The 12,384-nt window shown below is 34.7% G+C and carries 11 protein-coding genes; 4 read left to right on the top strand and 7 right to left on the bottom strand.

Features of this window, described 5'->3' with window-relative positions:
* The first annotated feature begins 270 nt into the window (after positions 1 to 270).
* On the top strand, positions 271 to 675 hold the full coding sequence (locus tag BM212_RS05980) for a hypothetical protein (protein WP_091897229.1): 405 nt from the start codon (positions 271 to 273) through the stop codon (positions 673 to 675).
* A gap of 25 nt (positions 676 to 700) precedes the next feature.
* On the top strand, positions 701 to 1,567 hold the full coding sequence (locus BM212_RS05985) for an SDR family oxidoreductase (RefSeq protein ID WP_091897232.1): 867 nt from the start codon (positions 701 to 703) through the stop codon (positions 1,565 to 1,567).
* 270 nt (positions 1,568 to 1,837) lie between these two features.
* On the opposite strand, the gene BM212_RS05990 is transcribed toward BM212_RS05985, so the two are convergent.
* The 6 genes from BM212_RS05990 to BM212_RS06015 form a co-directional block, all read right to left on the bottom strand.
* Positions 1,838 to 2,362, bottom strand: coding sequence for an HD domain-containing protein (locus BM212_RS05990; RefSeq protein ID WP_072695496.1), 525 nt, complete (start codon positions 2,360 to 2,362; stop codon positions 1,838 to 1,840).
* A gap of 218 nt (positions 2,363 to 2,580) precedes the next feature.
* Positions 2,581 to 3,339, bottom strand: a complete 759-nt coding sequence (locus tag BM212_RS05995; RefSeq protein ID WP_072695498.1) for a TrmH family RNA methyltransferase — start codon at positions 3,337 to 3,339, stop codon at positions 2,581 to 2,583.
* Between the two features lie 108 nt (positions 3,340 to 3,447).
* Entirely contained in the window at positions 3,448 to 4,830 is a 1,383-nt protein-coding gene (locus BM212_RS06000; RefSeq protein ID WP_083540578.1) for a M23 family metallopeptidase, read from the bottom strand.
* A 459-nt stretch (positions 4,831 to 5,289) separates the two neighbouring features.
* Positions 5,290 to 6,114, bottom strand: a complete 825-nt coding sequence (locus BM212_RS06005) for a carbohydrate ABC transporter permease (protein ID WP_091897235.1) — start codon at positions 6,112 to 6,114, stop codon at positions 5,290 to 5,292.
* The gene (locus BM212_RS06010) at positions 6,114 to 6,980 is read right to left on the bottom strand and encodes a carbohydrate ABC transporter permease (RefSeq protein ID WP_072695502.1); all 867 of its coding nucleotides are present in this window, start codon (positions 6,978 to 6,980) and stop codon (positions 6,114 to 6,116) included. The genes BM212_RS06005 and BM212_RS06010 overlap by 1 nt, the downstream gene beginning before the upstream one ends.
* Positions 6,981 to 6,984: 4 nt before the next feature.
* The gene (locus BM212_RS06015; RefSeq protein WP_091897238.1) at positions 6,985 to 8,295 is read right to left on the bottom strand and encodes an ABC transporter substrate-binding protein; all 1,311 of its coding nucleotides are present in this window, start codon (positions 8,293 to 8,295) and stop codon (positions 6,985 to 6,987) included.
* A gap of 510 nt (positions 8,296 to 8,805) precedes the next feature.
* Here BM212_RS06015 and BM212_RS06020 point away from each other — a divergent pair.
* Both BM212_RS06020 and BM212_RS06025 read left to right on the top strand, forming a co-directional pair.
* The gene (locus tag BM212_RS06020) at positions 8,806 to 9,564 is read left to right on the top strand and encodes a GNAT family N-acetyltransferase (RefSeq protein ID WP_072695506.1); all 759 of its coding nucleotides are present in this window, start codon (positions 8,806 to 8,808) and stop codon (positions 9,562 to 9,564) included.
* 10 nt (positions 9,565 to 9,574) lie between these two features.
* Positions 9,575 to 10,621, top strand: a complete 1,047-nt coding sequence (locus BM212_RS06025; RefSeq protein WP_091897241.1) for a GNAT family N-acetyltransferase — start codon at positions 9,575 to 9,577, stop codon at positions 10,619 to 10,621.
* A gap of 51 nt (positions 10,622 to 10,672) precedes the next feature.
* On the opposite strand, the gene BM212_RS06030 is transcribed toward BM212_RS06025, so the two are convergent.
* A complete protein-coding gene (locus BM212_RS06030; RefSeq protein ID WP_072695508.1) occupies positions 10,673 to 12,370 on the bottom strand; it encodes a M3 family oligoendopeptidase in 1,698 nt (565 codons plus the stop codon).
* Positions 12,371 to 12,384: the final 14 nt, after the last annotated feature.

The raw sequence follows: 12,384 nt of genomic DNA on the forward strand, positions 1-12,384 counted from the left end.
TAAACTTAATACAAACTACTGGAATTAAAACTATAATCAGTCAGTTTAACTACTTCTAGAGGGCTTCAAATGTGAAATGGTTATCCATCTCACTCTTATCTTAACTTATGATCGTTTATCATTCTAGATAGATCTTACATATTAACTTTACCTTAATATCCTTGTTTTATCAATAAAAAGAGTTTATTAATTAGTTCAGTTCTAATCTTTGTTATTAAAAGTCTTATTTTGTATACTGAAATTTAATCATGAAACTTCAGGAGGGATTGAGTGAAGAAAATTTTAAGTTTATTCTTAGCAACTGCTTTATTAGGTGCCTGTACCGAAGGTGATTCTGGTAGTGAAACTATCACGACAGAAGAAGAGGCAGCAGTCGAAGAAGAAGTTTCAGATACTGTGGCAACCGATCAAGAAATGGCCCCTGCATCCGATTCAGAGTTAGAAGATGCCGAAGTGATCACTGATTTATCTGACTATGAAGAATTCAAAGATCAAGATGTGTTTGATCCTACTCAATTCGAGACCTATGCAGTAGAAGATAATACAGCTGTTAGAGTAATCATATTTTTAGAGGATGATGAGCAAGTCTCTAAAACTATCTACATTAAAGAAGATAATCGATTCAAAGTAATTGATTTAAGAGAAAATGAATTATTGTTGAATACACCAATTTAAACTTTTTAGAAAGAAGGAGAAAAAGATGGATAACGACAAACAAATAAAAACTCAAGCGCCAAAAAAAGATTATCTAATGCCCGATGATAGAGGAAAACTGGAACCTACTCCTAAAGTAGATGATCCAGATTATAAAGCTGCCGGTAAAATGAAAGGATTTAATACAATTGTAACTGGAGCAGATAGTGGAATCGGAAGAGCTGTTGCAATCGCTTATGCTAAAGAAGGGGCCAACGTTGCATTAGTGGATTTAGAAGATAAAGAAGATGCTCAGACAATTAAACAGGAAATCGAGAAATTAGGTGTAAATGCGTTACTATACATTGGCGATGTTGGAGATGAATCTTTTGTTAAAGATACTGTTAAGGAAATCGCTAAAAAATGGGGTCAGATCAATGTACTAGTGAACAATGCTTCAGAACAGCATCCACAAAAAAGTATTATGGATATAACTGCCGCACAATTAGATCGTACATTTAGAACAAATATTTTCGGCATGTTTTATTGGGCTCGGGAAGTTTTTCCTCATATGACAGAAAATGGGTCAATCATAAACTCGTCCTCTGTCACTGCCTACAAAGGCTCTCCCGGATTAATGGATTATGCTGCAACAAAAGGAGCCATTATTTCATTTACTCGTTCTTTTTCACAGAATACAGAAGTTTTAAATAAAAAGGTTCGGGTAAATGCCGTTGCTCCAGGTCCTATCTGGACTCCTCTTATTCCAGCTACTATTGGCAGTGAATACGATGAACATGGCAGCGTACCGATGGGTAGACCTGGCGAACCATCCGAGTTGGCTCCTGCTTATGTATATTTAGCAACAAAAGATTCAAGTTATGCGACAGGTCAGACCATTCATATTAATGGTGGAACTATTGTAAATGGCTGATTTCCAGATTATCATTTTCTCGTTTTAACAGACTGTTAATAAATAAGTGTCTTCGTTAGTGATTGAACTATCGAAGGCACTTTTTTCTATTTAGAGCTACGTCCATAACACTTCAGTCTTTTATAAGTTGACAAACTTTTCTTTCATTATTGGTTCCTTTACTAGTTAACCCAAGAAAATCACTTATTCTGATGTGATATACAATGATTTTCTTTTAAGCAAAAATAAAAACGTATCAGGAGAACACTGCTCCTGATACGTTTCACTTTTTTATGCATGCACTAATCGAACTTTAGCAATCCAATCAGAAACTTTAATTCTCGTTTTTTCACGCAAAGGTTTGGATACTTCACTAATTGCACAGTATTTATCTACACATGTTACGATCATGCTCTCTTTATAGCGAGGCATACCGACTTTAGAACATAAAAACATATGCTTCAAGATGATATCGCGTTCTAAATCAGTTAATGGAGTAATTTTAGCAGCGTTTTCGACCGCAATTTTAGGGTGTACACAATTATGTGAGCCCTGTTCCATAGCTGCTATTTCTTCTCTTCCTTCATGAAAAAAATCATGCAATAATCCTGCTCGAGCGACAGCTCTCACATTTAAATTAAATCTTTTAGCGAGACGGTAACTCACATAAGATACAAATAAGGAATGAGTTAAGCGAGTCGTGTAGTGATGGTGTGTAATAGTATCTAATTTTAAAAGTTCTTCATTTTGAATTAAATCTTTGATCAAAGCCATATATTCCTGGTCATGTTCCCAGATAGATTGAACAAATTCCATGAAACTTCTCCTTTGTGCCTTACAGTTTAGACTTGTTTTTAATAGATTCAAGGTAATTTTGATATTCATAATCCTTTAATTAATATCTGTTTTCTATCTTACTCCTAAAAATGAAAAAATTAAAGTTGAAAATCTAATTATTACTGTTTATAAAGCAAACTACACTAAATTGTCAAATTTTCGTTTTATTTATGAAAAATTCTTTAACTGAATTTCATTTATTGATATAAAGAAAACATTAATATGCTCGCTGCTATAGCCACGTTTAGAGATTCTGCCTGGCCTTTAATAGGAATATATAAATTTTTATCCGTCTCTTTAAGTACTTCACTATTTACTCCAGCACCTTCGTTACCTACGATCAGAGCAAAATTTGTCTCTGGCTTCTCTCCAATGTATGAGACAGCTCTCTCATCCAGTGCTGTTCCATAAACTATTTTTTCTTCAGATTGAAATCGTCTAATCCAAGAAATTAGATCTCCATGGTAAATGTTCAAATGAAAATGACTACCTTGAGCTGATCTTAAGGTTTTGGGATTAAATAAATCAGCTGATCCTTCTCCTAAAACAACACCTCCAAAGCCAGCAGCATCTGCAGATCTAATGAGTGTGCCTACATTACCCGGATCTTGAACGGCATCCAAAAAGAGATATGGTCTGTCAATCTCCTTATAATTTATTGGTTCGGGAAACGGTAGTATAGCGTAAATTCCTTGTGGAGTTTCAGTATCTGAAAGTTCAGCTGATACTTCTTCTGATAATTCGATGCTTTCAACTGTAATGTTTTTCAGCCAATCATCTTGATTTAAGTTTTCACTTATCAGTAGATAATCGATCTGAACATCAGCTTTGATTGCTTCTTCTACTAGATGAAAACCTTCAATAATATATTTCTGCGACTTTTGTCTACCTTTTTTTGTTAACAGCTTTTTCCAGCTTTTAATTTTCTTATTTTTGATGGATTCGATTCTCTCCACTTAAAGACTTCCTCTCACAGTTTCTTTTAGATAACAGTTTACCACATTGGAAAAAGTTTCTATATACAGAAAAAGGAGATGCACCTAGGCATCTCCTTTAAGGATATGTTATCCACCAATATAAGAAATAGGATTAACTGGAGTTCCATTTTTTAATACTGAGAAATGTAAATGTACACCAGTCGATCTACCAGTAGTTCCCATGATACCCAGTTGTTGTCCTTGTGAGACGCTCTGGCCTGGAGCGACTTTCAAGCCCGGCTGCATATGAGCGTATCGAGTAGATAAGCCGTTTCCATGATCAATTAGTACCATATATCCATATGTTCCTGAGAAAGTAGCTTGAGTAACTGTTCCTGCTTTAGCCGCGACAATCGGACCACCTCCAGCAATATCAAGACCATTATGGAGTGATGATTTTTCTCCGGTTACAGGGTGAGTTCTATATCCAAATTGTGAAGTGATTCTTCCACTGGCTGGACGTGTCCATCCAGAATTAGATTGTACTGGAGTTTTCTCTACTTCTGTTTTAGTATTTGATCCACTATTAGTAGACCCTGAAGTTTGGTTGCTCTTAGAAGTTGAAGTTTTCACTTTAGCAGCTGCTGCCGCTTCCGCTTCAGCTCGTGCTAGAGCTTCCGCTTCTTCACGTTGACGTTGTTCTTCAGCTAATCTTTGTTCTTCTTGAATTCTTTTTTGTTCTTCAATGATTCGTTGTTGTTCTTTCTGCATTTCTGCAGAAAGTGTACTTGTACGCTGTGCAATTACTGATTGCTCATTCATAAAACTTTCTTTATCTTGCTCAGACATATTAAATTTCTCGGCAACTTGTAAAATCTTATCATCTAATTCCATACGCTGTGCAACTAAATTATTCCGATCAACTTCAAGCTGTGCTTTCGCTGATTCGACTGATTCACGTTCATTTTGAATTGATTTTTCAGCTTCTTCCAAAGCATTCTGATCATCTATTTGAGCTTGCATAATATCTTGATTTGCAGAAACAATCTTACTGACGACCCCTATTCGACCAACTAGATCCGATAGATTCTCGGCTGAGAGAATCATATCAATAATATCTGTCGTATTACCTTCTGTTTGTACCGATCTTGCCTGAGTTTCTAATTGATCGTTTCTTTCTTCAATAATTTTTTCAAGTCTAGTAATCTCATCTTGTAACTTTTGGATTTCCTGTTCAATTCTTTCGATCTCTTTTTCTTGTTCTTGAATATTTAAAATCAATTCATCTATATTTTTCTGAAGACCGGCAACTTCTTCTTCCAACTGATTACGTTCTTCTTCCAAGCTTTTCATTTGCTCTTCTTTTTCATTGATCTTTTCATCTAACTGACTATTTTGGTTATTTAATTCTTCTTGTTCTTTTTTCAGCTCTTCTATACGATTAGACTGAGCGGATACGTTTTGTGGTATGAATACTGGTAAGGCGAAACTTGTTGCAGCAACAGCTACTAATAATCTTTTTTTAATCAATTTATATACTCCTGATTCTAATTTGAATTTTAACTTTTATAAATAGGTGGCATGACCACTGTACTCTCTGCTTGACCACTAACCACATAATATCATGATGTTTTATATAATAATATTTTATTTCCATGACAAATTCTGTGTCACTTTGTTATATAACTGTATTATTTGAACACTTTTTGAACACTATAATAACAACAAATCCTGATATGACAGGAATAAAATAAAAAAACACCTTGATTTAACTAGAATCTTCTGTCAACTATCGTGAACAAAAATTGACAAATCCATATTGCCTATTAATTTTCAATCATATTAGATGGGGCTGGAAAAATAGTCTCTAATTATAAATTTACTATAAAATTACACAAATTGAAAAGCCGTCAACTCAAGGATTGAACATCCTTAATTTGACGGCTTTTTTCTTTTTAGCTAGTCTTGACTCAGACTCTATACAGTTTGTTAAGATTTAGTTGCGCCTTCTGTTACCCCTTCAACAATATACTTCTGTAAAAATATATATAGAAGTATGATGGGGATTATGGCAAGGACAAGGCCTGCTAACGCTAGCTCCCACTGTACTGTATACTCTCCAAAGAAGTAATACATTCTAAGGGGAATCGTCCTCATTCCTTCTTGATTGATTACCAAAGAAGGTAATAAAAAGTCATTCCATAATCGTATTGCATTTAAAATAATGACCGTAACAGTTGTAGGCTTTAGAATCGGAAATATCACTCTCCAGAAAATCTGTAATGGATTTCCTCCATCTAAATAAGCTGCTTCATCCAATGATACTGAGATTGATCGCATTGCACCATAATATAAGAAAATCGACATGCTTGTTGTAAAACCCCAGTTCATAATAATCAAGCCGAAACGATTCAATAAGTTAACTTGACCAAACATACTAACCAAAGGAATCATAACTGACTGAAAGGGGATCAACATGGTCAAAGCACATAAGAAGTAGATTCCTGTACTAATCTTACTTTTTTTCCTAGCCAACGCATAGGCTGCCATAGATGAAAATATCACGATTACAACCAAGCTGACTGTTGTAATCAACAATGAGTTTAAGAAACTACTTGTAAAATCTAAATTATTATAGGCTGTAGGATAATTATCTCTTACCACCTCTTCTGGTATCCAGAGTGTGTTTGTAAATATTTCTGACCTGTTCTTAAAGGATCCGAAGAAAATAATGACAAACGGATATATCCATGTCAGAGAAACGATAATACCTAGTAAAGCAACAAGTGCTTTATGTCTTTTTACACTACTCATTATAAATCGACCTCTTTTCTCCGCGTTAGAAAAATTTGAGTTAAGGAGATCGCTGCTATAAGGAGTAAGAATACGATAGCTTTTGCTTGGGCATAACCTTGTTCATACTGGTAAAATGCTGTGTTATAAATGTTCATGGCAACCATTTCAGTTGATCCATAAGGTGCCCCGTTTGTTAAAGCCAAGTTTACATCGTAAACCTTAAATGCATTAGCCAAGGTTAAAAATAAACTGATTGTAAATGCTGGAGCTAACATGGGGAATTTTATTTTCCAAAATGCCTGCCAGTTATTAGCTCCATCCATCTGACCTGCTTCTAAAAGCTCTCCGGGAATATTTGCTAAAAACGAAATATAAACAATCATGATGTACCCACTCATCTGCCACAAAAAAACAATGACCAAAGCCCAGAATCCTGTCGTAGAATCTGATAGCCAAGAACTGAAAAATGAGATTCCTGTAGCAGATGCAATCCCCTCAAAAGCTCTGACAAATATAAATTGCCAGATAAATCCTAGAATAATTCCACCTATTAGATTAGGCATAAAGAAAATCGTTCGAAATATTGTACTGATTTTTCCTAATTTTTGTGTAACTAAAAGTGCCAGCCCTAATCCAATTGCATTGATCAGTATCACTGCAACAAATGAAAATCTTAATGTGAACCATAAGCTAGATAAGAACTGTTTATCTTTAAAAAGGCGTTGATAATTTTCCAATCCCGTAAATACTGCTTGGTATCCGTCCGAATTGGTTAATGATGTACCAATCCCTAACAATAACGGAATCAGTATTATAATCGATATGGCTATAACTGAGGGTAAAATAAACGCCCAGTAATAAGCAGTATTATGTTTTCCTTTCATTCAATCACCGCATTTCTTTGAAGGCTTCTGCTGTATTCGTTTCAAAATCTTCCCAAGTCTGATCGCCATTCAAATATTTTTGATATTCTGGATATAGTACCTGCTGGAACCATCCATCTGGATACTGTTTATGCGTCATAGCGCCTGTTTCCCCCGCTAATAAAGCACGATACAACTCTTGCGAAACCGGATCTGAAATATCTTCAGGCTCATAACCTTTTTGAGCTGGTACAAAATCCAGATCTCCAGTAATCATTTCTTTACCTTCTTCAGAGGTATACATCCAGTCTAAGAAATTTTTTGCTTCTTCTACTACTGCATCATCTAGGTTTTTATTTACACCAATATAAAAAGGGGCTCCAGCAATAATTTTGCCTTCTGTATCACTTTCTCCATAAACTGGCAATAACCCTAATTTTTCTTTTGCAAAACTTGGATCGATATCATTAAGCGTAGGAACAATCCAAATCCCCTGATGAACCATAGCTACTTTATCATTAACAAATAGTTCTTCGACTGATCGGCTATAGTCAACTGTTAGAATGGGCTGTACATTATACTGGTTAAAAAGATCAGTATATTTTTTCATTTGGTCTCCATATTCCCAATTCAACTCTGTTGCTTCATATGATTCGATAATACTTTCATTAAATTCAGGACTTGTGAAATTTGCAGAAAACTGATTAGCTATATAATTTTCTCCACCACTAAACGCAAATACTTCATCAATGCCTAATTCTTCTTTTTGACTATCTAACGTCTCAACGGCTTCTGCAAAATCATCATAAGATTGAATTGAATCCGGATCAATCCCAGCCTCTTCAAATATTTCTCGATTATACATCCAGCCAAATCCTTCGAGATTAAGCGGAATACCTAAAGGAACACCATCAATGGTACCGCCTTCTAAAGTTCCGTCAATAAGAGTATCCGTTACCTCTAATTCAGATACATCTATCAATGAGTCACTGTAACGTTCAACTTCAGGAAGCCCTCCCAGCATCATTAATGCCGGTTCATCACCAGAAGAAAAGCGCGCTTGCAACCCTGCTGAGCCTTCTCCACTACCAACTGTTGTAATCGTAACTCGAGTATTCCCATCGGTCTCTTCACTATACATATCTGCAAGTTCTTCTAATTGTGCAGTGATTTCTGGTTTTTGATTGAAAAAATCAACTGTCACTACTCCATCACTTACACCGCTTTCACTGTCTCCTGAAGCCGGTGTCGATGTTGTACCACCAGTTCCACAACCTGATAAAAGAAATGGAACTGCGAAAAGGGGGGTCAATAATGTACTATATCTTTTTTCCATTTAATTCACTCCTCTATTTTTAAAGTCCTAAAAATAAATTATTTATAATTCTTGTTATGCATAATTATTCTTTTAAAGACTTTTTATTTTTTAATTTTAACATAATAGATTTCAAACCATGTACTATATAGCCTTAGAAATTTGTAAATTAATTAATATCATATTATTATCAATAATATATCAATATTTCCTTATTAAATTTCAAACATTATATATTCAGTGTTATCATTCGACTTAGCATAATTTTTGTTCTGTATTTTCGATTTATCTATTTTTATAATTATTGGTTATTATTAAATATGTACATTAACTAATTCTCATCTACATTAAAATTTTTTTAAAATTGATTAAAGAAGCATCGTTATAAATTTTTATCCAAAATAAATGAGACTTGATTGCAACTTTTTTTGTCTTTCAAGTATAATACTGATAGCAGTGAGACGTTGAACTAACTGTTAACCATTTTTATTCAAGATACTGGTTATATAATGATAGGAAGTGAGCTTGTCCATGTTAAGTTTCAGAAATATTGAGTGCTATAGTGAGTTAATTGATGAAAACGAATTCTTCAAACAGTTTTATAATCCCGACTTACCTTTAAGATATGATTCTAACTTTTTTCAATTAAAATATCAGCCCACCTTGTCGGAGTTTGAGTTGATTGAAGAAATGCAATACCAGTTCCATGCAAATGAAGGATTAAAGCATATGAAATTCTATTGGCCAGAGAATAAAGGCTTCACATCTGAAATCATGGCTTACTTTGAAAAAGAACATTATGCAATTGAAATGCTAGAACTTTATACAATTGATCCGAAAAATTTTGAATCTGATAAACAAACAAGCAATATAAAAGTCTATTCTCTTTCTAAAGAAAATTTAGTGGATTTCAAACGTATCAATTATCCAAACGACCTGATTTTCGGTAAAGAGTTCGCCGATATGAAAAAAAATATGTATGAACAAATGCTTGATAATCCATCTATTATCCCTTACATTGCCTACGTAGATAGCGAACCAGCCGGGTCTTTAATCTCTGTTATCGGAGAGGAGACTGTGGAAATCGATGACTTATTGACCGTTACACATTTAAGAAAACAAGGTGTCGCAACTGCTTTGCAAGAAGCAGTGATGACTTTTGCACAAAAAAATTCAAAACAAGTTATCTTAGTTGCAGACGGTGACGATACACCGAAGGATATGTATTTGAAACAGAATTACACCTGCATTGGTTTTCGATTAGGTGCACAGAAAGTTTTCGCAAAGTAGGAGGCAAAACATGACAAAAGAAATCAGACTATTGACTAAATCAGATTTTAACCTATACAAATCAATGCAAACTGGTTTAAAAGAAGATTATATGCTTAATATTTATCCAGGATTAACAGATGATGGCAGCAGATTATTTGGTTTATTTATAGATGAGCAACTTGTAAGTACTGCAGGATATACGGTTTTTGCAAATCATCAGGTGATGCTAGGTCGTTTGAGAAGTGACATTCGTTTCAGAGGTCGGAATTACGGTACAGAGATACTCCAATACGCTATGGAGCAAGCATTAGCATTACCGAATGTCGAGTTTGTAGGAGCCAATACTCAATCTGATAATTATTCTGCTCAAAAAGTAATAAAAAAAATCAGTATGACTCACTTGACAACTTTATATGAGGGACAAACTCAAGATCTTTCATCCCTTATCTCATCTCAAAATCCTTCTGCAGAAACGACCAGCTGGTCTAAGATAGATGATTTAGGTCGTAAACAGGAATGGATCAAGCGCACTTACTTAAATGAAGAATTCCCAGTAACTATATTTCCTTTTGAGGCTTACTATCCTTTTCCAGTTTCAGAATCATTATTCAAAGATGAATTAGTAGAATCATGGAACTTTTACGAAAATGAAGATCAAACTCGCTATCTCATACTTTGGGAAGAAGATAAAGATGATCATTACCTCCATGTGACTTATCCGTGGACTGATTTTATGGAACAAACCGGCTTTTGGGAAACAGTTGATGAACAGCTTTCTATTACTAGAAGAAATAAACCTGAAACTCAAATGTGGATCGACTTATCAGAAGAGAAAATAAAGAAACTACCTGAAAATCATCCATTTGATTTATCATTTTCATGGTGGTTATATGGTACTTTTAACCCTAATGCTTACCACGAGAAGGAATCAGAAAATTTGACTACTGATCTATCTCAAGCATACAATTCATTAGAATTTATAGAAAATGAACTAAAGGAATTAGAAGTTGAACTGGATAAAAAAATAGAAAAAACTGAGAATCTTAAACAATCATTAGATGAACTTGATCAATAGTAAAAGCGTTGCTCCTTAATTAAAAGAAAGCAACGCTTTTTACTTATAAAATTATAGTCGGGTATCGTCTACTTTATCTAATTCACTGGCAATCGTCTCAACAACACCTCTTAGAGATCCTTCTTCAAAAGGCGAGCGTAAGTGTGCTGTTTCGATAATTTCCAGGAAGCTTTGTGTTCCACCTACTCGACAGATTTCAAGGTAATCGTTCCATGCTTGATCATCTTCGTCAACTAGTGCCCGTTTCCAGAACTGAAGCGCACAGATTTGCGCTAGAGTATAATCAATGTAGTAGAATGGAGAATCAAAAATATGCCCTTGTCGGTACCAGAACGTTCCTTTTTCTAAAAATTCACTCTCTGAAAAATCTCTCTCAGGTAAATATTGTCTTTCAAGTCTCCTCCAGACTGCTTTTCGCTCATCAGGTGTCAACTCAGGATTTTCATATACTTCATGTTGAAAATGATCTACAAGTACTCCATATGGCAGGAAGCGTAACGCACTACTCAAATGATCAAACTTGTATTTTTCTGTCTGGTCTTTAAAAAATAGTTCCATCCAGGGATAAGTAAAAAATTCCATACTCATTGAATGGATCTCACAACTTTCATAAGTTGGAAAGACAATCTCCGGCTGATTGATCCATCTGGATTGAAATACTTGAAAGGCATGCCCAGCTTCATGAGTCAAAACGTCTATGTCACCAGATGTACCATTAAAGTTAGCAAAAATAAATGGAGACTCGAAATCCGGAAGATAAGTACAGTACCCTCCACTTGCTTTCCCTTCTTTCGCGAGTAAGTCTACCAAGTTATGATCAAACATGAAGTCAATAAACTCTTTTGTTTGTGAGGATAATTCGTGGTACATTTTTCTTCCTTGATCAATAATATCATCTGAATTTCCTTTAGGTACAGGATTTCCATTTAAAAACTGTAAGGGAGTATCATAGTGTTTCATGCTTTTCAGACCAATTCTCTTAGCTTGTTTTTCAGCTAAATCAGTCGTTACAGGTACAACATATTCTAAGACTTGGTTACGATAAACTTCGACCATCTCCCGATTATAGTCATAACGTTTCATTCTAACGTAACCTAATTCCACAAAATCTTTAAACCCTAATTTCTTTGCTATCTGGTTTCTTGTTTTCACTAGTTGATCATATAATTCATCGATTTTTTGTTCATGCTCTTCAAAAAAACTCCATTGTGCATCTGAAGCAGATTTTCGAATCGAACGATCCGTATCCTGTAAGTAAGGACCGAATTGAGATAAGTTCAATTTTTGACCATCGTAGTCAATTTGTGCAGATGCAATTAGCTTTTGGTAGTCACTACTCAGTTGATTTTCTTTTTGAAGCAAATCAATAACAGACTTATCAAAAGATTGTAGCTCATATTGCATATGTTTTATAAATGTTTTAGGGAAAGTTCTTTTAATATCATCATAATATCTAGAATTCGTTACTGCTCTGTAAAAATTTGTATCGATTTCTTGGTAAAGCGGCAGGTACTCATTCCAATACTGATCTTCCTTTTCATAAAAATCATCTTTTGTATCAATTGAGTGCCGAATAGAAGCTAATGTCATCATCGTTTCTACGGAAGACATTAAATCCGACATTTGATTGACGGCCACAATTTCAGCATCTGCTGAATCTGATGACTTAACCTGGTCAATTAACACAGCGGCTTGTTTCTTATACTGATCATAACTCGGTCTTTTATACGTATACTCTTGAAATTTCACTATTTTAACCTCCA

The sequence above is a fragment of the Marinilactibacillus piezotolerans genome (genome assembly GCF_900114235.1).
GTDB lineage: Bacteria > Bacillota > Bacilli > Lactobacillales > Carnobacteriaceae_A > Marinilactibacillus > Marinilactibacillus piezotolerans.